General features: G+C 47.6%; 22 protein-coding genes. 11 read left to right on the top strand and 11 right to left on the bottom strand.

Annotation, left to right across the window (positions count from 1 at the left end; all coding sequences use genetic code 11):
- Positions 1 to 18: 18 nt before the first annotated feature.
- On the top strand, positions 19 to 792 hold the full coding sequence (locus ACXAGQ_RS20845) for a DeoR/GlpR family DNA-binding transcription regulator (RefSeq protein WP_475244853.1): 774 nt from the start codon (positions 19 to 21) through the stop codon (positions 790 to 792).
- Between the two features lie 108 nt (positions 793 to 900).
- Here ACXAGQ_RS20845 and ACXAGQ_RS20850 read toward each other — a convergent pair whose 3' ends face one another.
- A complete protein-coding gene (locus ACXAGQ_RS20850; protein WP_475244852.1) occupies positions 901 to 1,266 on the bottom strand; it encodes a YybH family protein in 366 nt (121 codons plus the stop codon).
- 144 nt (positions 1,267 to 1,410) lie between these two features.
- Between ACXAGQ_RS20850 and ACXAGQ_RS20855 the strand changes: the two genes are divergently transcribed.
- Entirely contained in the window at positions 1,411 to 2,289 is an 879-nt protein-coding gene (locus ACXAGQ_RS20855; RefSeq protein ID WP_475244851.1) for a LysR family transcriptional regulator, read from the top strand.
- A 108-nt stretch (positions 2,290 to 2,397) separates the two neighbouring features.
- Here the strand turns inward: ACXAGQ_RS20855 and ACXAGQ_RS20860 are convergent, their stop codons facing one another.
- From ACXAGQ_RS20860 to ACXAGQ_RS20870, 3 genes are all read right to left on the bottom strand, one after another.
- Positions 2,398 to 3,654, bottom strand: coding sequence for a PTS ascorbate transporter subunit IIC (locus tag ACXAGQ_RS20860; protein WP_475244850.1), 1,257 nt, complete (start codon positions 3,652 to 3,654; stop codon positions 2,398 to 2,400).
- A gap of 9 nt (positions 3,655 to 3,663) precedes the next feature.
- Complete coding sequence (locus tag ACXAGQ_RS20865) at positions 3,664 to 3,951, bottom strand: PTS sugar transporter subunit IIB (RefSeq protein ID WP_475244849.1); 288 nt, start codon at positions 3,949 to 3,951, stop codon at positions 3,664 to 3,666.
- A gap of 79 nt (positions 3,952 to 4,030) precedes the next feature.
- A complete protein-coding gene (locus tag ACXAGQ_RS20870; protein ID WP_475256447.1) occupies positions 4,031 to 4,474 on the bottom strand; it encodes a PTS sugar transporter subunit IIA in 444 nt (147 codons plus the stop codon).
- A gap of 313 nt (positions 4,475 to 4,787) precedes the next feature.
- Here ACXAGQ_RS20870 and ACXAGQ_RS20875 point away from each other — a divergent pair, with 313 nt between their 5' ends.
- Positions 4,788 to 5,828: a LacI family DNA-binding transcriptional regulator gene (locus ACXAGQ_RS20875; protein ID WP_475256449.1), complete on the top strand. Its 1,041-nt coding sequence runs from the start codon at positions 4,788 to 4,790 to the stop codon at positions 5,826 to 5,828.
- A gap of 86 nt (positions 5,829 to 5,914) precedes the next feature.
- On the opposite strand, the gene ACXAGQ_RS20880 is transcribed toward ACXAGQ_RS20875, so the two are convergent.
- On the bottom strand, positions 5,915 to 6,280 hold the full coding sequence (locus ACXAGQ_RS20880) for a DsrE/DsrF/TusD sulfur relay family protein (RefSeq protein WP_222549756.1): 366 nt from the start codon (positions 6,278 to 6,280) through the stop codon (positions 5,915 to 5,917).
- Positions 6,281 to 6,433: 153 nt separating this feature from the next.
- Between ACXAGQ_RS20880 and ACXAGQ_RS20885 the strand changes: the two genes are divergently transcribed.
- Complete coding sequence (locus ACXAGQ_RS20885; RefSeq protein WP_475256450.1) at positions 6,434 to 7,273, top strand: TOBE domain-containing protein; 840 nt, start codon at positions 6,434 to 6,436, stop codon at positions 7,271 to 7,273.
- A gap of 12 nt (positions 7,274 to 7,285) precedes the next feature.
- On the opposite strand, the gene ACXAGQ_RS20890 is transcribed toward ACXAGQ_RS20885, so the two are convergent.
- Entirely contained in the window at positions 7,286 to 7,528 is a 243-nt protein-coding gene (locus ACXAGQ_RS20890) for a hypothetical protein (protein WP_475256451.1), read from the bottom strand.
- Between the two features lie 383 nt (positions 7,529 to 7,911).
- On the opposite strand from ACXAGQ_RS20890, the gene rbsD reads away from it, so the two are divergent.
- The 6 genes from rbsD (at position 7,912) to ACXAGQ_RS20920 (ending at position 13,983) form a co-directional block, all read left to right on the top strand.
- On the top strand, positions 7,912 to 8,331 hold the full coding sequence (rbsD, locus tag ACXAGQ_RS20895) for a D-ribose pyranase (protein WP_475256452.1): 420 nt from the start codon (positions 7,912 to 7,914) through the stop codon (positions 8,329 to 8,331).
- A 24-nt stretch (positions 8,332 to 8,355) separates the two neighbouring features.
- Complete coding sequence (gene rbsA, locus ACXAGQ_RS20900; protein ID WP_475256453.1) at positions 8,356 to 9,861, top strand: ribose ABC transporter ATP-binding protein RbsA; 1,506 nt, start codon at positions 8,356 to 8,358, stop codon at positions 9,859 to 9,861.
- Positions 9,858 to 10,841 (top strand): ribose ABC transporter permease, encoded by a 984-nt coding sequence (gene rbsC / locus ACXAGQ_RS20905; RefSeq protein ID WP_044621445.1) that lies wholly within the window; start codon positions 9,858 to 9,860, stop codon positions 10,839 to 10,841. Before rbsA ends, rbsC begins: the two co-directional genes overlap by 4 nt.
- 66 nt (positions 10,842 to 10,907) lie before the next feature.
- A complete protein-coding gene (gene rbsB / locus ACXAGQ_RS20910; RefSeq protein WP_039461926.1) occupies positions 10,908 to 11,786 on the top strand; it encodes a ribose ABC transporter substrate-binding protein RbsB in 879 nt (292 codons plus the stop codon).
- A 227-nt stretch (positions 11,787 to 12,013) separates the two neighbouring features.
- On the top strand, positions 12,014 to 12,934 hold the full coding sequence (gene rbsK / locus ACXAGQ_RS20915; RefSeq protein ID WP_475256454.1) for a ribokinase: 921 nt from the start codon (positions 12,014 to 12,016) through the stop codon (positions 12,932 to 12,934).
- A gap of 44 nt (positions 12,935 to 12,978) precedes the next feature.
- Entirely contained in the window at positions 12,979 to 13,983 is a 1,005-nt protein-coding gene (locus tag ACXAGQ_RS20920) for a substrate-binding domain-containing protein (RefSeq protein WP_187462222.1), read from the top strand.
- Between the two features lie 459 nt (positions 13,984 to 14,442).
- Here the strand turns inward: ACXAGQ_RS20920 and ACXAGQ_RS20925 are convergent, their stop codons facing one another.
- The gene (locus ACXAGQ_RS20925; RefSeq protein ID WP_475256455.1) at positions 14,443 to 16,758 is read right to left on the bottom strand and encodes a hypothetical protein; all 2,316 of its coding nucleotides are present in this window, start codon (positions 16,756 to 16,758) and stop codon (positions 14,443 to 14,445) included.
- A gap of 236 nt (positions 16,759 to 16,994) precedes the next feature.
- Here ACXAGQ_RS20925 and ACXAGQ_RS20930 point away from each other — a divergent pair, with 236 nt between their 5' ends.
- The gene (locus ACXAGQ_RS20930) at positions 16,995 to 17,855 is read left to right on the top strand and encodes a hypothetical protein (protein WP_475256456.1); all 861 of its coding nucleotides are present in this window, start codon (positions 16,995 to 16,997) and stop codon (positions 17,853 to 17,855) included.
- 44 nt (positions 17,856 to 17,899) lie between these two features.
- On the opposite strand, the gene ACXAGQ_RS20935 is transcribed toward ACXAGQ_RS20930, so the two are convergent.
- The 4 genes from ACXAGQ_RS20935 to ACXAGQ_RS20950 are packed head-to-tail and all read right to left on the bottom strand — an operon-like array spanning position 17,900 to position 23,004.
- Positions 17,900 to 19,615 (bottom strand): hypothetical protein, encoded by a 1,716-nt coding sequence (locus ACXAGQ_RS20935; RefSeq protein ID WP_475256457.1) that lies wholly within the window; start codon positions 19,613 to 19,615, stop codon positions 17,900 to 17,902.
- Positions 19,616 to 19,621: 6 nt separating this feature from the next.
- The gene (locus ACXAGQ_RS20940; protein WP_475256458.1) at positions 19,622 to 20,194 is read right to left on the bottom strand and encodes a sigma-70 family RNA polymerase sigma factor; all 573 of its coding nucleotides are present in this window, start codon (positions 20,192 to 20,194) and stop codon (positions 19,622 to 19,624) included.
- Entirely contained in the window at positions 20,194 to 21,651 is a 1,458-nt protein-coding gene (locus ACXAGQ_RS20945; RefSeq protein WP_475256460.1) for a chromosome partitioning protein ParA, read from the bottom strand. Before ACXAGQ_RS20945 ends, ACXAGQ_RS20940 begins: the two co-directional genes overlap by 1 nt.
- A 27-nt stretch (positions 21,652 to 21,678) precedes the next feature.
- Entirely contained in the window at positions 21,679 to 23,004 is a 1,326-nt protein-coding gene (locus ACXAGQ_RS20950) for a serine/threonine protein kinase (protein WP_475256462.1), read from the bottom strand.
- Positions 23,005 to 23,061: the final 57 nt, after the last annotated feature.

Genomic DNA, 23,061 nt, shown 5'->3' on the forward strand with positions numbered 1-23,061 from the left:
AGCGGTAAAGGGTTTAACGTGACGAATCCAAGACAAGACAAACTGATAAAACTTGTAATAGACAAGGGCTATTACACCGTAGAAGAGCTTGCTGAAAAGCTTGACGTATCTACGCAGACTATTCGCAGGGATATCAAAAAGCTCAGCGAAGAGCGCTTAGTGATCCGTCACCATGGTGGGGCAAGCTCTCCGGCCAGTAAAACCAACCTTGATTACGAAGTCCGTAAGGTATCAGCCACTGAGCAAAAACATGCTATCGGCAGGGCCATTGCTGAGATGATCCCAGATGGCTCAACGGTGTTCATTACTATCGGTACCACCGCCGAAGTGATTGCCAGCCACCTTGCGGACAAGAAAAATCTCCAGGTGATTACCAACAGCTTACGTGTTGCCAACGTATTGCATAACAATAAAAGCATTGATGTACTGATCCCTAGCGGCAAGATCAAAGCGTTTAACGGCGGTATCGTAGGTACCGAAGCGTTGGATTTCATCTCGCACTTCCGATTCGATTACCTGATCACCAGTGCTGCATCAATGGATGTTGACGGGACCTTGCTGGAATACGATTTAAACGAAACGGTGATCACCCAAACTGTCATGAAATCGGCTCGCCATGTCATCATCGCGCTGGACTCGTCGAAGTTTATTCCAAAAGGCTCCATTGAGCTTGGTCATATCAAAGAGGCCACTTACCTCTTCACCGACCAGCCGCTGGATACCAACCTCGACAGTGTGGCGAAACAGGGTGAAACAACGATTAAGGTCTGTGAGCCGGTCGTTTCGCACTAGCTTTGCGCTCACAGCGTGTTAACCGATAAACAAAAAAGGGAATAGGCTTAAAACCTATTCCCTTTTCTTATGCCGGGCAATTATCTCATTCCGGGTTTATCGAGCCTGTTAACGCTCACCCTGCACTTCAAAATAGTCACTGACCAAACGGGCATGACCATCAGGCTGAACAACCCAGTGCTCACGGTGTACCACACCAAATGCCTTGTTCATAGTCCATGAAGAAGACAGGATATAACCGTCATCCCCTTCAGCTTCCCAACGCACGTCGCTGTACTGAACATCAGCAAAGCCTTGGTCAATGATGTTCTGCCAGAACGCCTGAATCGCTTCGCGCCCTTCGAAAACACCAAACGGTTTGGCTTCCATAACGCACTCTTCGGTGTATTGCGCTGCACACCCTGCGGCATCTTGCTGGTTAAATGCCTGCTGCCATGCCGCGATACCTGCTTTACAACGCGCTAAAGTGTCCATCTTGAATCCTTATTCTGATTGCTTATCAAGTTGCCCTAAGTGTAGGCACTCAATTAACATAGAAAAACAGACGTATTAGAAATGACTGTTCTGTTTTTACGGACAATATAGATACCTAACGGTTGATTGAAGAGCGAAGAGAAAATGAACCGACTACGCCAGATGTCATTGTTTGCCCACATCGTCGAATCGGGTTCGATTACCACGGCCGCCGAGCACTTGGGACTGTCGAAATCAGTGGTTAGCCAACACCTCAAATTGCTAGAGACAGAGCTTGGTATCAGCCTTCTCAAGCGTACCACCCGTCGCCAAACCCTGACCCAAGCAGGACAGGCCTTCTATGCTGAATGCAAGAAGCTCAATGACCTGGCAGACTTTGCCTGGCAACAGGCATTGGAAAGCCAACAAGAGCCACAGGGTAAAATCGTAATAACGTCGTCAGACGCCCTGATGTCGACCCTTGTCGCCCCAGCCATCGGTGCGCTGATGAAGTGTTATCCAAAGTTACGGCCTGAACTGATAAGCAGCGACCAACCTCTGAACTTGATGGAGAGACACATTGATCTTGCCATCCGGGTTGGCGCCTCCTCTGAAAACGTACTAATACAAAGAAGGATCGGGGAATTTAGGGATGTGCTTTGTGGAACACAAAGTGTCATCGACAATGAGAGTGAGGACGCAGGGTATCTGGCCAACCAATGGCAGCCTGCTTCTATCCTCCACCATTTTACCCATATCAAAATGGCCGGAGAAAAGCATAGTTACCAAGCGAATATCACCTGCCGTGCAGACTCTTTCCACACCTGCCTGAGCTTAATTGAATCCGGGGCTGGCATTGGCATTATCCCTGATTACATCTTTCATCAAAAACCATATCTGATAGCTTTATTTCCCGACCACCAGCTTGAACAAAACCCGGTATATGCGCTTCACCCCTACCCTAAACAACCACCCATTAACGTTACCACCTGTATTGGTGCTATCGAAAAACAACTGTCCGGCCTGAATGCCAAACCGGATTAATGTTACACCCAAAAGGACTCGCTGTTCCGTTCTAAAATAGGAAAAAGCCCGCGACCAATACGGTTGCGGGCTTTTAGTTCTTACAGTAAGCAGCTCTAATTGGCGAGATTAACGAACAATCAGACCTAGCAAGATACCTACGATACCGAAGTCAGCATCACTGAAGGTGGTGTTGGCAAAGCCAAGGTCACCCAGTACTGGCAATAGGAATACTGGTAGGAAGGTGATCAATAGGCCTTGGGCAAATGCACCTAGCATTGCGCCTCGGCGGCCACCGGTTGCGTTACCGAATACACCGGCAGCTGCACCAACAAAGAAGTGTGGTACTACACCCGGGATGATAACCGTCAATCCCATGATGTATAGCAGGAACATACCAAACAGGCCTGCCGTGAAGCTTGATAGGAAGCCGACCAATACCGCATTCGGTGCGTATGGGAAGACTACCGGGCAATCCAGCGCAGGTTTGGCGTTTGGTACCAACTTGTCAGAAATCCCTTTAAATGCAGGTACGATTTCAGCGATAACCATACGTACACCTTGCAGGATAACGTAGACACCGGCAGCGAAAGTGATTGACTGCATCATTGAGAACATGAACCAGTGCTTACCGCCGCTCACTTCGCGGACAAAATCACCACCAGCGAACAAACAGGTAATCAAGAAGATGATACTCATGGTGAATGAAATCGCCACTGGCGTATCACGCAAGAACAGCAAGCTCTTTGGCACATCCATATCTTCGGTAGAGTGCTCTTTGTTACCAAACTTGCTACCGATGAAACCCGCCAGCACGTATGACATGGTAGAGAAGTGACCGATTGCCACATCATCAGAGCCCGTCACCTGCTTCATATATTTGTGGGCAATTGCCGGGAACAACACCATAACAAAGCCAACAACCAATGAACCTGCTGCAATCAGAGGAACACCTGTCATGCCGCTAGACGACAAGATAGCGGCAACCATCATCGACATGAACAAGGTATGGTGGCCAGTCAGGAAGATGAATTTCCATGGGGTAAAGCGGGCAATCAGGATGTTAACCAACATGGCAAAGAACATGATCATTGCCATTTCTTTACCGAAGGCTTCCTGGGCAATCGAAACAATCGCTTCGTTGTTTGGTACGACACCGGTAATACCAAAGGCTTCGGTGAAGATAGCCGAGAAGTCACCCAGCGAGGTAACCACCAGGCCTGCACCAGCACCGAGGATGACAAAACCCATAATGGTTTTGACGGTACCCTTGATACATTCTGTCACCGGCTTTTTCTGGGCAATCAGACCGATAAGCGCTATCAGACCGACAAGGACGGCTGGCTCGGCCAGCACGTCATTCATTAGAAAACTGAAGAATTCCATCGCTACCTCTTACAGAGCGCCAAGTTCTTTTAGGGCTGCTGACAAACGCTCTTTCATCGCGTTTTTGTCGACCATGTTATCTAGCGAGACAATCTTGCCGTCAACGCCCTGGGCAACTAGCTGTTCAGTGATGTCGTTGGTACCGATGAAAATGTCACATGCCGTACCTTTCGCCGAACCCAAATCGCAGTGATCGACCGCTGCTGCAACGTCTAGCTCTTTAACGATGCCCTTCAGGCTCATTTCCATCATTAGGCTAGTACCAAGACCGTGACCACATACAACCATAATTTTCATAATATTCTACCTTTCTACTTCTAAGCGTTATTAGTTTGCGAATAGTTCGCTGTAATTTAGTTGGCCGAAGCCATTTGAATTAATAGGTTTCAATGATGCGGCGAATAGCATCCACATCTTGCGCGGCACAAATCTGCGCCACATGTTCTTCATTCATAAAAAGCTCTGCGAGCTGGGCAATCGCATCAACATGGCTGTTGCTATCGGTTGCCGCTAACGTCACTAGCATTTTTACCGGGTCATTTTCATCGGCATCGAAGTTAACCCCATTGCGGATCACCGTCAGGCCAAGCGCTAGGCGGTTAACGCCATTCTCAGGGCGGGCATGCGGCATGGCGATGCAAGGACCGATAACGTAATAAGGCCCCATTTCCTCGTGAGATTTAAAAATGGCCTCAACGTAACTTGGCTTGATAGCGCCATTGTCAATCAGCGGTTGGCAAGATAGCTCAATCGCCTGTTGCCAGTTTTCAGCCGAATCATGAAGGCTAATTACGTCTGGGGTAAGCAGTTCTTTCAGCATCGCTCTTCTCGTTTTTTACTAGGGTAAGTTGTGTCGATGGGGTCACTTTAACGATCGTTCGGTACAAATAAAGAGATCAAAATCACATTTGGTAGCGCTATCTGATAGCGCTACCAAATTTTGTGATAGCGCTACCATTTTTCATATCACAGACCGAGGAAACCAGTTGGAACCTTGGTATTAACAAGGTTAAAATGCGTATTTCACAGTAAACACATTCAAGCGGTATATTTAACCGACTGATTTTTAGATAAAAATATCATTGCTAATACTAGAAAGTTAGCAATGCTATTTTAAGATGTAGGGAGATTCGATGGCTGAGCCTCGAAAACGTCGAAGTACGGGACGTGCAACACTTGCAGATGTCGCCAAACTCGCAGGTGTGGGTTCGATGACGGTATCTCGGGCATTGCGTACCCCAGAACAAGTTTCAGATAAACTGCGCGAAAAGATCCAACAAGCGGTCGATGAGCTTGGGTATATTCCCAATAAAGCTGCCGGTGCGCTGGCCTCTGGTCAGAGTGACACTATTGCCATGCTGATCCCTTCCATGACAGAAAGTGCCTGCTGCCAATTTATCGACCCCTTCCAAGCCCAATTGGCCAAACGTAATTTCCAGCTGCAGATCAGCTACACGGGTGGGGTGCTGGATCAAGAAGAGAAAATTCTGACTAATATTCTGGCCAGTAGTCCAGCCGCTATCGTGCTGTTTGGTAGCGAAAGATCAGCCAAAGGCCGCAAGCTGCTTGAGAGCTGTAATATCCCTGTTTTGGAGGTCAATGAAATCACGCCACTGGCGATCGATCTCAATGTGGGCGTCGATCATTATCAGGCCGCAAAAGTCCTGACCCAACAACTGATTGAGCGAGGCTTCAAAAATATTGGCTTTATCGGCGGCCATGGTGACCAAGCAATCCTTAACAAACAATTAAGGGGCTGGCAGGCTGCGATGATCGAAGGTTATTTAGCACCGGATCATTTCCTGACATCCCATCAGCAAGCCAGTATCGAATTGGGAGCGGAAGGCTTGGCGAAGCTTCTGTTAAGGGAGCAAGAACTCGATGCCCTGATTTGCACCCACGAGAACATCGCCATGGGTGCATTGTTCGAGTGCCAACGCAGGGTGATCAAAGTACCGACATCCATGGCTATCACCTGTTTGGATGGTGCCGATTTCTGCCAGCAAAGCTACCCGGGAATTACAGCCATTCACGTGAATTATCACGATATGGCAACCAAAGCATCAGAACTGCTAGTGGGAAAGATCAAAGATAGTGAATCTCTAAATGGTGCTACCAGCAGTATCAATATTGGATTCCAGCTCACTCCCCGTGCCAGCAGCCATACGAAGTGAGCATCAACGCGAGATATGCCAAGCCTGTCTACCAAAGGTTCTAGCATAGTAAATCGTTAGGGCTGATTAAAATCAGCCCTCATTTTTTAGAAAGTTATGACCTTATCTGCCTGCAATGTCCATAAGGACAAATCATCCAAGGTGCCAATCTCCGCCCCTTCGATAAGCGGCAATGACGAAAGACCTCGTGCGTTACAACACGTTTTGCATAATTTCACTTCAGCCCCCTGAGCCAGCAGTATCTCAAGCATTTGCTGGACGTTGTACCCTTCACCCGGTGTTTGGGCTGGTAACGCACAGCTAACAGCATCAGACATCAAAAAGATCTTAATATCTGTCTCGGCTTCACTTTGCTCACCCAGATTAATGGCTAGGCGCAGGCCGTTGAAAGAACGCTCTGAGCCGTAGGGAGCATCATTTAAGATAAACAGCAGGGTTTGTTGGTTTTTCATAGTAATCACAATCCTATCGAATGCACAGGAAAATTGGCGATGAAGGCGATCGCCAAACCTGTAAGAAAATCGGGTATACTCTACGTTAATTAAGTACTTAGATACTCATGCTAGCTCACGTTCTTAGCAATAAGGCTGATCAGGAACCTCCACATGGACTTCGATGCAATTCTGACTCTGTCACAACAAGGAAAAATGTTTGCCAATCCCCGCCGTATCGCTCTGTTAAAAGCAATCGCCGATACGGGCTCGATCAGCCAAGGTGCCAAGCAAGCCGGGCTCAGTTATAAAGCGGCATACGATGCCGTCAAGGAAATGAATAAGCAGTCAGAGTTTCCTCTCATCGAGTCTGAAAAAGGCGGGAAAGGCGGCGGTGGTGCTTCGCTGACGAACCATGGCCAACGCTTGGTACAGATGTATGGGCTGCTGGAGCAAATCCAATCGATGGGGTTGGAGGCACTGAATGATGACAGTGTACCGCTGCACAGTTTGCTGGGAGTCATGAGTAAATTATCGCTACAAACCAGTGCCAGAAATCAGCTATTCGGAACCATTAAGCAAATCGAGAATCATGCCCTGCATGATTTGATCACGGTGGAATTACAAAGCGGCATTAACCTGACGGCTACCATTACCCACGGCAGTACTGTTAGGCTGAATCTGTATGATGGCAAAGATGTGGTTGCGCTAATCAAAGGGCCTGCGATTGATATCAAACTCCCCGCTTCTGCTCCATGCCCTATTCAGGAGACTGAAACCGTCTCGAAGACTGGCAAATATGATACTTCAACAGGGCAAAACTGGTTAAAAGGTAAAGTCAAAGCAATTGATACAGATGAAAACTCGATCGAGGTGACGCTAAGACTCAATCAAGATGATGAGATTTGCGCCCTGATTGATAAGGGAAGTACAGACGTTTCAACGCTCAAAGCAGGGGATAACGCCTATGCCGTCTTCCCCAGCGCGCAAGTGATCTTGGCAACGCTAAGCTAGTTGTCAATTCAACTAATTAAATTTGAAACATTGGCTCTGAAAAGGCTTATAGACCTCCCCTTGCTGGAGGCAGTTTTCCAAATAGCGATAATCCAGATACTGAAAAGCAAACAGCAAGATCACCGATATCACCATCCCAATCAGAGACACCCGCAGCAACCACAGTTTCTTTCTGTTCATCGCATACAGCATCACCGCCACTGATACAGGGGCAATACTGAGCAGAACAGGTTGAAGCTGAAGAACGGTTATCATCACGATCAGTCCATTTAGGTGATTAAAGAGTCACACCAAGCAGCTCAAGGCCACCAGGTATACAGCATGGTAATAATACGCTCTTAGTGCATGTAATTTCAAAGCAATCTGGCGCCCTTTGCAAAACCTTACATAAAAATCACATATCTCATGCCTGCATTTCTTGATGACGCACAAAAAACATTCACTAAAAGCATATTTCTTCTGAGCTCAATCACATTTTTCAACCATAATTAGTGCGCATCGAAACGTTTGCTTTTACATTTATCGCCATCGAAACGATTGCGTAATCGTTTCGATGTTCGATTAAGACATGGATGACACTGCCAAGGTTGGCAAACGACGTTAGAAGCATCACCACCATCAATAATTAAGGTGCAAGCATGAAAAAGAGCGCACTCATCAACTCTGAACTGTCCTATCTGGTTGCCACTCTAGGCCATACCGATGAAGTCACTGTGTGTGACGCCGGTCTGCCAATCCCAGATGAAACCCAACGTATTGACCTAGCGCTTATCCCTGGCGTGCCAACTTTCATCCAGACAGTAAAAGCGTTGTTGGGCGAGATGCAGATTGAAGGCGTGGTGATGGCAGAAGAATTCAAGCAAGTCAGCCCAGAGCACCACGATGCGCTGATTGCCCTTATCCGTGAAGAAGAAGCGATGTGCGGAAAAACATTTAACATCGCGTATGTACCCCATGAAGCATTCAAAGTACACACCCAAAACAGTAAAGCGGTGATCCGTACCGGTGAATGCACCCCATACGCCAATATCATTTTCCAAGCCGGCGTTGTGTTTTAAAAGGCCTAGTTGCAAGGACTCCCTATGACTCAGCCAATTCTAGAACTCAAAGACATCGAAAAGGCATTTCCCGGCGTAAAAGCCTTGGATAAAGCCAGCCTGAATGTCTACCCAGGCAAGGTGATGGCCTTGATGGGTGAAAACGGTGCAGGCAAGTCAACACTGATGAAAGCGTTGACCGGTATCTACCACATGGACGCAGGCGAAATCCGCTACCAGGGCCAAACCGTAAACTTCAATGGCCCACGTCATTCTCAGGAAGCAGGCATCAGCATTATCCACCAGGAGCTGAACCTGATCCCTGAGCTGACCATTGCCGAAAACATTTACCTTGGCCGTGAAAAAACCAACGCATTTGGCGGCATCAAGTGGTCGCAAATGTACAAAGAAGCCGATGCCCTGCTAGCCCGACTTAATGTCAAACACAGCTCACGCACGCTGCTTGGCGAGCTGAGCCTTGGTGAACAACAAATGGTCGAGATTGCCAAAGCGCTGTCTTTCAAATCTCAGGTCATCATTATGGATGAGCCAACCGACGCCCTGACCGACACCGAAACAGAATCCCTGTTCAAGGTGATCAATGAGTTGCGTGAAGAAGGCACAGGCATCGTTTATATCTCTCACCGTTTGAAAGAGATTTTCGAGATCTGTGACGATATCACGGTACTTCGTGACGGTAAGTTCATCGGCCAGCGAGCCGTTGCCGATATCGATGAAGATACCATGATCGAGATGATGGTTGGCCGCCGCCTGGACGAGCAATACCCGCGCATCGACGTCAAACACGGTACCACTTGCCTAGAAGTGAAAAACCTGTCTGGCGCAGGTGTCCATGATGTCAGCTTTACTTTAGATCGCGGTGAGATCCTAGGGATCTCCGGCTTGATGGGTGCAGGTCGCACCGAACTGATGAAAGTCATTTTCGGTGCCCTGAACCGTGAAGCCGGCGACATTATGCTTGATGGCAAGGTGATTAACCCGCTAACCCCACAAGACGGGCTGGCCAATGGTATCGCTTATATTTCGGAAGACCGTAAGGGTGATGGCTTGATCCTTGGCCTGTCGGTGAAAGAAAACATGTCGATTTGTTCTTTGGAGCAACTGTCGAACGGCGTTCAGCTAAGGCATTACGACGAAGTCACCGCAGTGGAAGATTTCATCCGCCTGTTCAACATCAAGACGCCGACTCGCAACCAGATCATCGGCAACCTTTCTGGTGGTAACCAGCAGAAGGTAGCCATCGCTAAGGGGCTGATGACCAAGCCAAAAGTTTTGATTCTCGATGAGCCGACCCGAGGTGTGGACGTCGGTGCCAAGAAAGAGATCTACCAGCTAATCAACCAATTCAAGTCAGAAGGGATGAGCATCATTCTTGTTTCTTCTGAAATGCCGGAAGTACTCGGCATGAGTGACCGCATTTTGGTCATGCACGAAGGCAAAATCAGCGGCGAATTCATGGCTGGTGACGCCGACCAAGAAAAACTACTTGCCTGCGCTGTGGGTAAACAAATCAATGAGGTAGCAGCATGAGCAGCAACGCTATGACCAAACAACAAAACTCCGGTAGCGCCAAGCTATTTAGCAAAGAGTGGCTGATCGAGCAGAAGTCTCTGATTGCCCTTATATTCCTGATTGTCGTGGTGTCATTCCTGAACCCGAACTTTTTCACCGTCGACAATATCCTGAATATCCTGCGCCAAACCTCGGTCAATGCCATTATTGCTGTGGGTATGACACTGGTTATCCTGACCGCAGGTATTGATCTGAGCGTTGGTTCGGTACTTGCTTTGTGTGGTGCCTTTGCCGCTTCCTTGATTGCGATGGAAGTGCCTGTGATGATTGCGGTGCCAACCGCCTTGCTGGCCGGTGCTGCGCTGGGTGCAATCAGTGGTGTTATTATCGCCAAGGGTAAAGTTCAGGCCTTCATTGCCACACTGGTGACCATGACCCTACTACGTGGTGTGACTATGGTTTACACCGACGGTCGACCTATCTCTACCGGCTTCACTGATGTCGCTGATAGCTTTGCTTGGTTCGGTACTGGCTATGCCATGGGTATCCCTGTGCCAATCTGGCTGATGGTGATTGTCTTTGCTGCGGTATGGTACCTACTGAACCACACCCGTTTCGGTCGCTACATTTACGCGCTGGGTGGTAATGAATCTGCCGCTCGCCTATCTGGTATCAATGTGGATCGCGTCAAGATTGGTGTTTATGCCATCTGTGGTCTGCTAGCCGCCCTTGCCGGCATCATCGTGACCTCTCGTCTGTCTTCGGCTCAGCCGACAGCAGGTATGGGCTACGAGCTTGATGCGATTGCTGCGGTTGTTCTTGGGGGCACCAGCCTAGCCGGTGGTAAAGGCCGTATCATGGGTACCTTGATTGGTGCACTGATTATCGGCTTCCTGAACAACGCCCTAAACCTATTGGATGTCTCCTCCTACTACCAAATGATTGCGAAAGCAGTGGTTATTCTGCTGGCAGTCCTTGTAGATAACAAAAATAAGTAACACAACCTCTGTATGCGGGTAGCCCCCTGCCCGCCTCCACCCGACATATGTAGAAAGGAAAATAGAATGAAAAAGTTAGCAACCCTAATCTCTGCCGCTGTACTGTCAGCTTCATTCAGCTCTACGGCTGCCGCGCAGGACACAATGGCAATGGTTGTCTCCACGCTTAATAACCCATTCTTCGTTACCATGAAGGAAGGGGCAGAAGCCAAAGCGAAAGAGTTGGGCTATAACCTAATTGTTCTTGATTCACAAAACGACCCAAGCAAAGAGCTTTCCAACGTGGAAGACCTTACGGTACGTGGCGTGAAGGCAATTCTAATCAACCCTACCGATTCTGATGCCGTTTCAAATGCTATCCGTATGGCAAACCGCTCTAACATCCCTGTCCTGACCCTAGACCGCGGTGCAAGCCGTGGTGAAGTGGTTAGCCACATTGCCTCTGACAACGTGGCAGGCGGTGAAATGGCCGGTAAATTCATCATGGAAAAAGTGGGTGAAAAAGCGCGTGTTATCCAGCTAGAAGGTATCGCCGGTACATCTGCTGCCCGTGAGCGTGGTAAAGGCTTCATGCAAGCCGTTGACGGTAGCGGCATGGAGCTACTTGCTAGCCAGCCAGCTGACTTCGACCGTACTAAAGGCCTGAACGTAATGGAAAACATGCTAGCTGCTAACCCAGACGTACAAGCAGTGTTTGCCCAGAACGACGAAATGGCACTGGGTGCTCTCCGTGCTGTTCAAGCATCAGGCAAAGATGTCCTAATCGTCGGCTTCGACGGTACTGACGACGGCATCGCAGCGGTTAAGCGCGGTAAGCTAGGTGCAACAATCGCCCAGCAGCCAGACCTGATCGGTGCGCTAGGTGTTGAGACTGCAGACAAGATGCTGAAAGGCGAGCAGGTTGAAGCAAACATTCCTGTTCCTCTGAAAGTGGTTTCAGAATAAGAGAAGGCATTAGGCTAGTGGCGATAGGCATAAGGTTCAAAGCCAATAGCCAATAGCCAATAGCCAATAGCCAATAGCCAATAGCCGGGCAGGATATAACTAATCTTCGGGTTATATCCTGCCTGCCAACAACCCAGAAAGTTTTCAAAATCTATCGCTTAGCAAACCTACCTTTACCAACTGCTAAGCCATACATTTTGGCCAATGAGAATGAAAAAGGTCCCAATATGAATAAATTAGTCGTTCTTGGCAGTGTGAACGCCGATCATGTTCTGCAAGTTGCTTCTTTCCCTCGTCCGGGAGAAACGCTGCATGGCCATAGCTACTGTGTGATCCCTGGTGGTAAAGGGGCAAACCAAGCAGTCGCTGCTGCCCGTCTGGGTGCCGATATCGCATTCATTGCCTGTGTCGGTGATGACAGCTTCGGCCACGAGATGCGTGACACCTTCGCCAAAGAAGGCATGAACACCGATGGCGTGATGATTGAGCAAGGCATGCCAACCGGTATTGCGATGATCCAAGTAGCGGCAACTGGCGAGAACAGCATTGCGATTTCCGCCGAAGCCAATGGCTGCTTAAGTCCGGCTCGTATCGAGCCGCACCATAAACTGATCAAGCAAGCGGATACGCTGTTGATGCAGCTCGAAACCCCGATGGCCACCATTGAGGCAGCGGCCAAAGTAGCGAAGCTAGCAGGGACTCGTGTTGTCCTCAACCCGGCTCCTGCCCAGCCTTTATCGGATGACTTATTGCAACATATTGATATGATTACCCCTAACGAGACTGAAGCAGAGCTGCTAACCGGTATCAAGGTAACTGATACCACCAGCGCGCAGAACGCGGCTGATGCCCTGCATGCGAAAGGGATCAAACAGGTCATGATCACCTTGGGTAGCCAAGGCGTTTGGGTCAGCGAGAACGGTCAGGGACGGCAAGTACCGGGCTTCCGTGTTGATGCCAAAGATACCACTGCAGCAGGCGATACCTTCAACGGTGCATTGCTGACAGGCCTTCAGGAGAACAAGGCAATGGATGACGCCATCCGCTTTGCCCATGCTTCTGCTGCAATTTCAGTCACCCGAATGGGTGCTCAAACGTCTATTCCACACCGCCGTGAAGTGGAACGCTTTCTTATTGAGCACCAATAAGTTATTGCTACCGTGCCCACCCGGGCACGGTTTAGGGAGAACCTATGGCGACAATCAAAGATGTAGCAAAGCTTGCTGGAGTTTCGACTTCGACAGTTAGCCACGTCCTGAATAAAACCCGCTTTGTCAGTGAAGACATTTCTGTCCGTGTTATGGCGGCAGTCAAAGAGCTGAACTATGCCCCATCGGCCTTGGCGCGCAGCCTGAAGGTTAACCACACCCGCACTTTCGGCATGCTCGTCACCACCTCGACCAACCCATTCTTTGGCGAAGTCGTAAAAGGCGTTGAGCGCCGCTGCTATGAGCAAGGCTACAACCTGATCTTGTGTAACACCGAGGGTGACTTGGCCCGTATGCGTGATAGCCTGGATATCCTGCTGCAAAAACGAGTCGACGGACTGCTGCTCATGTGCAGTGAAGTTGACGGACAGGCCTTTGATTTATTCTCTCGTCACCAGCCAGTGCCAACCGTTGTGATGGACTGGGGGCCGATTGATTTTCCAAGCGACAAAATCCAGGATAACTCCCACCATGGCGGTTATCTGGCGACCAAGCACCTTATCGACCAAGGCCATACCCAAATTGGCTGCCTAACCGGGCCGCTCGATAAACTCACCGCTCAGCAGCGCTTATCTGGCTATGTGCAAGCGATGGAAGAGGCAGGGCTGGAAGTCAACAAACAGTGGATTGCATCAGGGAACTTCGAGTGTGAAGGCGGGGAAATCGCCTTTAATGAAGTCTTTGGCCGTGGGCCGCTACCAACTGCCCTGTTCGTTTGTAACGATATGATGGCGATGGGGGTGATTAATACCGCCAGCAAAAAAGGCATCCGCGTGCCAGAAGATCTCTCCATCGTTGGATACGACGACATCAAGTTGGCGAAATATATCACTCCGTCGCTGACAACCATCCACCAGCCTAAACACAGGCTGGGTCAGCAAGCTGTCGACATCCTGCTTAGCAAGATCCAAAACAAGCATGAAGCCAACACGGTGATCCAGCTTGAGCCGACACTGGTAGAACGTGACAGTGTGAAGCGTATTCACTAACGGCAATTTTTCACTCCCCTAGAGCCCGTATCATGCACGGGCTTTTTTATTCCCCTATAGTGATAGACATATACCGTTACAATAAAACATAGCCATCTAGCCCAGCAAAACCGGCTGTTCTATAACTAGAAACACGATACCAATTGACCGCACAATTAATTCAGCGTACAAGTGTAAGCTCAAAAATCAAATTACACCTTTGCTTTCAATTTCACAGCTAGCCATACCCTGGCTAAGGACAGCAACATGCTAGATTGCATTACGCACTGGATCAAAATTCGCTTGCTCGGCTCTTCCCTATCCACTCAATGGGAGGATGATTTCTTTTCCAGCTACTTTTAGCTTTGCCTCGCTTGCTCATGCCTTTACCACGTATTCGGCACATAAAAAAATCCCCTGCTCTTGAGCAGGGGATTTTGATTAGCTAGCTATTATCATTACCTAGCCATTATCGATTTATTAATCGTTGTTGCCAGTACCAGTCCAGACCATGTTGAACTTGATCGCTTCGATGTGCTCACCCTGATCATCACGGACTTTACCAATGATGCTGTACTTCTGGCCTACTACAAGATCTGGCATATGGAAGCCAATAGCAACACCTTGCATATCAGATTCATTACAAGTTGATTTCTCATCATAATGACCGCCGTTACCATCCATATCATCAGCGGTAACATTGAAGCTACGGTAGAACTCATCTAAATCAGTACAAGTGAAGGTCTCACCTTCAGCAGTATCAATAAATACACTGACTTTACTTTCACCTGCTGCATCGCTCATCTGCAGGCTAACTTGGCCTTCGGCATAGGTACCGTTTGTGCTTGCAGGGATATACATATGGAAGTCACGATCTTCAGAGCCGGCTTCTGACTGGATGTTCAAACGCGCTTCTGCATCGGCTTTATTGCTGTACCAAGTGTAACGCTCGCTGAAAGTCTCGTTACCATCTTGCTCTGAAAACAGGACAACCTTCGCCCCTGCAGAGATGTATTCAGCATCATCAGCCACCTTGTAGGTCACTTCCATGGTTTCAGCTGGGTTATCTTCGCCCGGGAAAGTCGCAATAATCATGTCGCCTTCAACACGGTATTTTGCGCCTTCATACAGCGTATCCGCCGCTGAACACTCATTTTTGTTATCCTTGCTGCGTTCGTTGGAGTAAACCTTCTTGCCTTCGAAACGGTAAGAATCACACCAAACTCGCGAGTAATCTAGACCATCGAAATCGTCACCATCGCTGCTGCCGTATTCAAGGGCATACCAAGTTTTACCTTCCAGCGGGTGAGTCGCAGGCGGTGGAGCCACACCTTCTTTAACTTCAGGCAACTCGAAACGAATAGCTGTCATTAAACCACGATCATCTTCAGCAGATACTGTGATAGAACTGCCTTTATCGTATTGTTTGGTTGGAGTACCAGATACAGTTACGATTGCATTGTTATCGGCACTCGCTGTTAGGCCTTCCACTTCATCAATACCAGCGGCGTAGCCAACGATATCACCATCTTTATCTGTAAACAGGTTTTCAATCGATAGGGTTTGCTCAAAAGCTTCACCTTGCTGCAAATACCAAGTATCTACTACGGCTTGCAATGCTGCATATTCAGCTTCATTTACTTCTGGAGCAAGGTTATTCGCCTTGATTTCTAGCTTGAATACCGCACTTGACTCTCCAACCAACTCATTTTCTGAGTTTACGTCGTCTGCTGTCAGTGTGATGGTGTAAACGCCAGGCTGCATAACAGGGTTTGCTGGCTCAAGAGTCAACATTTTGCCATCTGCCGATAGCATTACATCAATGCCAGTACCCGCAAGATTATGCTTTAGCTCAGGAATGATTTCTTCTTCCTGATCAGCGTCAGTAAACAAGTTTTCAACGCTGACTGTTGCCCCACCAAAGTTTTCATTTTCCTTGATTGAAGCCGGAATCAGTGCATCAGCTTTATCAAAAACAGTTTTGTCGACAATCAACTTGCTATTGGTGATAACAACGGGATCTAGCGCGTCACCTTCAGGGTTTTCATCTTTAATAACTGGCTTGATGTTATTATCTTTAACTTCGTCATCGCTCATTTCCCCAACGATGGTGTCTGCCTGCTTAGCAAACTCAATGGCCTTATCGTCATAGCTGGTGTTTGCCGCTTTTGACTCAGTCAGGATCTGCGCTGTTTTGTGCAGCTCAGCATTTGCATTGTCACCTTTGACAAAGTCGGTATACAGAGCATCAGCAGATTCCTGGCCTAGCGCCTCGCTGACAATTTGCTTGGCTTCTTCTTCTGTCTTGGTTTTGTCTTTCGCCATTTCAATTGCGACCAAATCGGTGATTGGCGAAATCACATCAGACGAGTTTGGCGCTCGGAAAACCAACTCATGTGCCATTGGCTGAGATGGGTGATCCATATCTACTGTGTAAGCACCAGCATGCTCTTTTGGATCGATGGCAATGAGACGCTGCTGCATCGCACTGTTCGGGACAACGGTTTGCAGGGCAAGTACGCCTTCTGGTTTTTCATCCAGCTCAACTTGTCCGTCACCATCAGTTACACCAAGGGCTTTTTCAGAGGTATCCCAAACACCGTTATTGTTGGCATCAACAAAAAGTACAGCATTTTTAAAATAGCCGTCAAAACCGGTAATGACGACGGCACCACCCGGAGCTGGAATATCTGGATTGCCTGTATTACCGCCTGTGTTTGAATTACTATCAGAACCACCGCCACAGCCCGTTAAGGCAATAGCAACAGATGCCGCAAGTAAAGTAACCTTTTTCATGAGTAACGTCCCTTGATGGATTGGATTAAACCTTTGTCATATTATTTTGTCTTCCTTGTCAGTCTCTACTCGTACAAGGAAAGGCTGTATTTTTATGGCTTTATTCCCTCCAATCAAGAAACGAAATTCAGTAAAAAAACCGTAAATTTTATTTTTCTTTTTTTTCTTCCTAAAGGTTGGAAATTTAAATCTGTCGTTTAATATCCTCGGCCATCATTCTGTTAGGGATAAAAATAATGAAAAAGTGGAGTTGGCTTGGCTTATTTCCCGCCACTTTGCTGGCAATGCCATCATTTGCCAGTGACAAGGCGGGTTACTCATATATCACTATGGGTGTTGAAAATATCACCTATAAAGAATCTTACTCCGGACATGGCGTTGCCGAATCAGATGTATCTGCCTCAAGCCCGATGCTAAATACCGGAGGATTATACCGAGTCAACGATAAATTTGATTTTTCAATAGATGCACTCGCCACTTTCTCTCCGGTTAGCACGACAGAAACCTGGCATGGAAGTAGCGGGCAGGCATACCAGAAAAACCAGTTCGAATACCTGAAAACCTCAACCAACATTCTGATCCATTATAAATGGACGCCAGAGTGGCGGATATTGGCCGGCTCATCGCTTACTTATCAGTCTTATAAACGCTATGGCCTCGAGGGGCTCAACGGCTATGAAAACCCGGTTTTTCGCAAGGGTGACACCTGGGAAGAGAAATCAACAGATATCTTTGTTGATGCAGGTATCGCCTATGACAATGGTACATTGTTTGGTGACGAAAAGTGGAAACTCAGCGGTCGATGGATCATTGGCATCCCAATCTGGAGTACTACCGAAAACACCAAGTTCGTTGATACAACCTTCGACGATTTTGGTTTTCGCACATCCATTGAAGGTACCCTGAGCTATGAAGTCATGCCAGGGCTACACCTAGGCTGGTATGTCATGATGGGCTATGAAAAGCGCTTTGAGACAGACCCTGAACATGTCACTTTCATCGATAGCAAAGGTGAGGAAAAACGAGGTTTTGCCATCCTGCCAGATGCTGAAACGTACAGTTTCAACACGGGTATTCAAGCCTTGTGGAGTTTTTAAACTGACTCGTATTTGGCGGTGAAACCACCGCCAAATAGTCAATCTTATTTCGTATTTTTATGCGGCCATGGCCAAGGTTCGAAATAGTGAAAATTAAGTTTTATTTCTTCCACGATATGTGCGAATTCAGGTTTAGGTTTTAAGACATAACTATATATTTCGCCAGAAACAAAATTATTAAAGTCATCATAGTGTAATCCCATGTAGACATATTCCTTTTGCCACTCTGGATGCAATACTTCACCACATTGAATAGGGTCGAGGTTGTCTCCCCAAGGATTATCCGACATCGACACTATGTCTCCATATTCGCCTTGACCAGCCAAAATATTACTCTGCCACAAGGGAAGCAGGTATGTACAAGACAAATCAACGAGCCAAGACTGCATGTTTAAATCAGAATCCATTCCAACGTATGGATCATTCATTACACTGCGATCATAAATATAATTCCCGATTTGTCCCAGGACATATTGCCCATTGGCTTGAGGATAGAGGTAATCGAAAGGCTGCATTTGATACACATACTCACCCGTCCTGATATTGAGCCGGGATTCCATTGCGGCTTTGCTGGCTTGTAAGGTGTAAGTTTCATTCTCTGCAGGACGATAGACTGTCGTGAAATAGTTCGTGGTTCCCGGTTGTAATACCGATGGGTATTCCTTTTTTAGTTCCCAGCGCTGTTGCCCAGAGCCATTTACATTTCGGGTAAGAATAAGTTCATTATTGTCAGCAATGTCATAGTAGCCGATTTCACTCAGCTGCTGATCTTCAGGGCACTGGGTTAGGTTATCCGATGCAGCAGAGTATGCAGTGCCATCGATAAACCGCCATGCCTCGCAGTACACAACTTCGTAGTTATAATATACCCCTGCCAGTAACTGGGTTGTTTCCAGTCTAAATAGCGTCTTCCCTTCCAGAGGGTGCAACGGCTCTTCTGGTAGTGGCTCTACCGGGGAGAGGGCAAGTTCAGCTGTCGCCCAGGCATTTCTTCCCGTGCCATGATAGTCATCCCTTGCCAACAAAGTCAGCATGGGTGAGGCGACCACGGATTGCGGAATACCTTGAACCTGCAATATTTCATGGCCGGTCACCGTCATACCGGGAACATTGAATATCACTTTCTGGGTCAAGCTATCGCCATCGGGATCATTGAACAATCCCTGCAGCGACAGGCTATAGTTTGCGGGCACCTGCTGCGCAAGATCCCAATGATTGACCGTTGCCTGCAACTGCCTGAGGACAGATGGGTTCACTCTGGGTTTATGGTTGCCCGCTTCAGTATCAATGCTGACCGCTTCACGCCTCACTGAGTCATTTGCAGCTTCAAATGCACCAGCAGCCCGAGCCGGAAATGGCGCTAACAAGGGTGACGAGGACGAAGCAGGCAATGTGTCAGCCTGCTTTACCTGCTCGTTATAGCGTTGCGGTTCCAGCTGCCGCTCAAACTTTAATACATCTGGCTCACTAGAGGATTTTGTTGCTACCGAAGCGGTGCTGTCATCGTTTCCCCGAATAGGTTCTAGTGGCAGTACCAATTTCGCGCGTGTGAGTTTCGCCGCACCGTCAGCGAATAAACTATCAGCGAGTAAACTATCGTCCTCTGCGCCAGCTGCCAGATAGCCTCGCTCATCATTGGCATAAACAGCCTCATCCCCGACTTCCTGGCTTGATAGCGCAATGGCAGGCGTTTGATAGAACCACCACCCACCAGCTGTCAGCACAAGGCTAACCGCAAGCTTTGTTACCATCGATTTCATTATTGACTATGCCATCCGTGACTGAAGCCAACAGCGAGAAAACTTCAAATCTTTTTCAATCAAACTGGCGCTGCACTCAAGCAAATCACTGATTTCCTGTGTTCGCATTCCCATTAAATACTTCAGCTTAAGCGCATTTGACTGGCGGGGATAACGTACGCTGAAATGCTCCAGCGCTTTGTCCATAATCATCAATTGCTCGAACTTGTCTTCGCTGGCGTCCGGCAGCATCGTTATCTGCTGGCGTTTTTGCGCCTGTAGTGAACGGGCGTTATCAATCAAAATTTGCCGCATTACCTTGGCAGCCATCAGGTAGAAGTCGCGCTTGCTCTCTACGTTTGCCATATCCGTATTCGATAACTTCAGGTAGGCATCATGGACCAAAGCCGTCGTACTATTTACACTGTCGACCAATACCTGATTTTCTAGGCCGTATTTCGCCGCGCTTCGGTCCCGTTCCTGCTTGGCAATATTTCGCAGTTGCAAATAGGCAAATTGGTAAAGCTGGCTCTCAGCCATTTTGTCACCCGCTTGCCACTGTTTGATAATCTGGGTGATTGCTGTGCTTCCTGGCTGCATTAGATCGCTCCGGATACTTTCTTGAATTCTGAAATGGCATAGGTTTGGATTTGATCCGAGCCATCCCTATTTCGGGTAATGTTCTGCTGGTACCGGTATAGGATGCCTTGATCCCATTTTTCACCGGCAGGAAGATATTCCCAAGTCGTGTGGCGAGATGGCTTTCCTGCTGGATACCAGCGAACCATCACATTCATCTGTGCTAATTCTGCGGCACCAGAACCATTTCTTACCCACCACATATCACCAAACTCATTGGTAACATCCTGGGTATACGCAATGTTCTCAACAGGGCAGTTCTCCACACCTACAGGCCCTTGCCATACCCTGCCTTCCTCTACCATCAAACAGCTCTGCTGGATGTCAGTATCAATATAAGTGGTCTGCTTCCAGACTCCTTCAAAAGGAATTTGATGGCCTACGTTTTCTGGATAAGTAAACCAAATCATTTCCCCCTTGTTGGCGTGGCGGACTTTGTCTTTTGGCCCTAACCCCTGCACCTTTTCCATTAAGAGCTCAGTAGTAGGATCAAAGTTGATCGCCATGGTGCGGTACTTCCAATCACCTTCATCGTCAAAGTCTTCTACCGAAAAGCCATTGAGATCATTTCGGGTGCAGCCATTCAAGCTGCAAGCCACCAGCCCTTTAGAGTCTGCAAAATTCGAAATCGGCTCTTCAACCTCAGACTTCAAGCCTTTCGAACGATCAAGGTAGCAATTTCGGAAGTAGTCCCCCGTGCTTGGGAACTGCAGCATATGGGTCGACGTGATCTGGTACTTTATCTCGCCAATGGGTGTATGATAATTCGGTTTATCTACATAACGCAGATCGACAAGGCACGCTTTTCCCCGGTGATCCTTTTTCTTGATCATTATATTGTGAAAGCGTTTATTCAAAGGCGAGAAGACCACTTGCCCGGAGGTAAAATTCTCCTCGATATACTGCTGGCTTTGGTTCAGGTGCTCAACGGCTTCTTGCGCAGACACCCAATCAAGGTCGATTTTATCCTTTACACTATCCAAAATATTGAGATCAAGCTGGCGCAATTGCTGCTGGATTTGAGGCTCAGACAAGATATCACTCAATAGCAAAATCTCTTCGCGGTTCTTTGGCGTGCTATCCAGCGAAAGTAGCAAGCGGGTCAAATTGATACTTCGACTCGGGCTGGTTGATGACAGCGTAGGCGTGATCACCTGCTGTCCAGACAGCTGAGTCAATAAAATACCCTGCTCATCATTGCCAAGGAAAAAACTGACAACGTCACCGGGCTGATACTGAAAAGCCCCTCTATCAGTAAAGCCTTTTAGGCTAGAGCTCGTCGTATAGAATAACCCAGTAACTGGCGCATCTATAAAATACCCAGTCTGCAATTCTGCAGAATCGGCTGAAAATGCCATGGCAGAAGCAATGACAGGCAAAGTGGTTGCTATACAACCTGCCAACTTAGAAACTTCCATCGGTGCTTGTTCCTTATAATTTTTATTTTAACTTTCTTCTAATTTACGACTGTCAGATGCCTCGGCTTGGTATTTATCTGGTGTCGGAGTCATCATTATCATTAACAACCTTTGCTTGATATGCTTCGGAAGATCTGGGTTAGACAGAATCCTACGCCTAGAAATATCCAGCATTGCCCCTACCGACATCAAAGCCTGATCACTGCCTTTGGCGTGGAACATCATACTGGTGACTTCATACATCATGTTTTCGGCAATGGTTTTCTCTTCCACAAGGCGCTGGTTTTGAACCATCAGCGTGGTTGTAAACACAGCGATAGTCATCACTAAGAGAAAAACCGAGATGAAAGGCACTGGGCGTCGCTGTACAAACTTGCCTAGGCAATACAGTGGCAGGTTTTGCTTGGTTGAAATAGGCCGGCTAGCGAGGATATTTTCTATATCGCTGCGCAATTCACTCACACTGCAGTATCTGCGCTCTGGCTGTTCTTGTATCGCTTTCGTTATGACAGATTGAATATCGGCATGTGAATGCGGCAGCAAAAACTGTAACAGCTTACCCAGCGAGTAAATATCGCTTTGCTGGGTAAGAAACCCACCAGCTTGCTGCTCTGGGCTGGCATATTCACGGCTAAATGCCACCAGCTCATTGTTCTTTTCGCCAGCATTACTATTGATCGCTTGAGTTAAATTGAAATCGAGCAGCTTTGGCTGATGAATAGTGTCGATTAGAACATTTTCAGGCTTTATATCCGCATGCAGTATATGATTCTGATGAGCATGCTCTATTGCTGAACAAATATTCTTAAAAATAGACAGCTTATTTCTGGTTGACAGTGTATTTTTCTGAACATATTTGTTCAGGGTATCACCTTCTACACATTCCATCACAATATAGACGCAGCCTTGATATTCCCCGCCATCAAACACTTTGGCGATACAAGGATGATTTAAGCGAGCCAATAACTGAGCTTCTGTAAATAAAGCACGCTTACCCAAAACCTCCGTTAATTGTGGCTGGATAAATTTGATGGCTAATTGCTGTTCAAAGGTTTCATCAGCTCGGTGCGCAGCATAAACAACCCCCATACCACCACGGCCAAGCTCATGAGTTAATTGGTATTTGTCAACAACTTGCCCTAAAAAGTCGAGTTCGCCACCCATTGCATGCTGGGCGTGAAAACCAAGAAGTGAAGTCAGAGGCTGCCTGTCGCTAACATCAAGAAGCTGCTGAAGCTCGTTATAAGCCTCAGGATCTTCAGATGCTAATCCAGACAAAATAGCTTTTTTGCTATCTTCATCTGCATCTAGAAGTTGGTAAAATAGAGCGGTAGCGGTTGAGCTTGATTGCACTGCGTAATGTTAATTTTTAGTATAAATTTGACGTGTAATCTACTAAATACTCATTAT

The sequence above is a fragment of the Photobacterium sp. ABD4_091 genome (genome assembly GCF_056160145.1).

Excerpts from the sequence above, each read along its gene's own strand:
- ACXAGQ_RS20945 (WP_475256460.1), bottom strand. The coding sequence starts at position 21,651 with ATGGAAGTTTCTAAGTTGGCAGGTTGTATAGCAACCACTTTGCCTGTC.
- ACXAGQ_RS20940 (WP_475256458.1), bottom strand. The coding sequence starts at position 20,194 with ATGCAGCCAGGAAGCACAGCAATCACCCAGATTATCAAACAGTGGCAA.
- rbsK (WP_475256454.1), top strand. The coding sequence starts at position 12,014 with ATGAATAAATTAGTCGTTCTTGGCAGTGTGAACGCCGATCATGTTCTG.
- ACXAGQ_RS20870 (WP_475256447.1), bottom strand. The coding sequence starts at position 4,474 with ATGCTGAAAGAACTGCTTACCCCAGACGTAATTAGCCTTCATGATTCG.
- ACXAGQ_RS20890 (WP_475256451.1), bottom strand. The coding sequence starts at position 7,528 with ATGATAACCGTTCTTCAGCTTCAACCTGTTCTGCTCAGTATTGCCCCT.
- rbsA (WP_475256453.1), top strand. The coding sequence starts at position 8,356 with ATGACTCAGCCAATTCTAGAACTCAAAGACATCGAAAAGGCATTTCCC.
- ACXAGQ_RS20885 (WP_475256450.1), top strand. The coding sequence starts at position 6,434 with ATGGACTTCGATGCAATTCTGACTCTGTCACAACAAGGAAAAATGTTT.
- ACXAGQ_RS20850 (WP_475244852.1), bottom strand. The coding sequence starts at position 1,266 with ATGGACACTTTAGCGCGTTGTAAAGCAGGTATCGCGGCATGGCAGCAG.
- ACXAGQ_RS20930 (WP_475256456.1), top strand. The coding sequence starts at position 16,995 with ATGAAAAAGTGGAGTTGGCTTGGCTTATTTCCCGCCACTTTGCTGGCA.
- ACXAGQ_RS20875 (WP_475256449.1), top strand. The coding sequence starts at position 4,788 with ATGGCTGAGCCTCGAAAACGTCGAAGTACGGGACGTGCAACACTTGCA.
- rbsD (WP_475256452.1), top strand. The coding sequence starts at position 7,912 with ATGAAAAAGAGCGCACTCATCAACTCTGAACTGTCCTATCTGGTTGCC.
- ACXAGQ_RS20860 (WP_475244850.1), bottom strand. The coding sequence starts at position 3,654 with ATGGAATTCTTCAGTTTTCTAATGAATGACGTGCTGGCCGAGCCAGCC.
- ACXAGQ_RS20855 (WP_475244851.1), top strand. The coding sequence starts at position 1,411 with ATGAACCGACTACGCCAGATGTCATTGTTTGCCCACATCGTCGAATCG.
- ACXAGQ_RS20865 (WP_475244849.1), bottom strand. The coding sequence starts at position 3,951 with ATGAAAATTATGGTTGTATGTGGTCACGGTCTTGGTACTAGCCTAATG.
- ACXAGQ_RS20935 (WP_475256457.1), bottom strand. The coding sequence starts at position 19,615 with ATGAAATCGATGGTAACAAAGCTTGCGGTTAGCCTTGTGCTGACAGCT.
- rbsC (WP_044621445.1), top strand. The coding sequence starts at position 9,858 with ATGAGCAGCAACGCTATGACCAAACAACAAAACTCCGGTAGCGCCAAG.
- ACXAGQ_RS20880 (WP_222549756.1), bottom strand. The coding sequence starts at position 6,280 with ATGAAAAACCAACAAACCCTGCTGTTTATCTTAAATGATGCTCCCTAC.
- ACXAGQ_RS20920 (WP_187462222.1), top strand. The coding sequence starts at position 12,979 with ATGGCGACAATCAAAGATGTAGCAAAGCTTGCTGGAGTTTCGACTTCG.
- ACXAGQ_RS20925 (WP_475256455.1), bottom strand. The coding sequence starts at position 16,758 with ATGAAAAAGGTTACTTTACTTGCGGCATCTGTTGCTATTGCCTTAACG.
- rbsB (WP_039461926.1), top strand. The coding sequence starts at position 10,908 with ATGAAAAAGTTAGCAACCCTAATCTCTGCCGCTGTACTGTCAGCTTCA.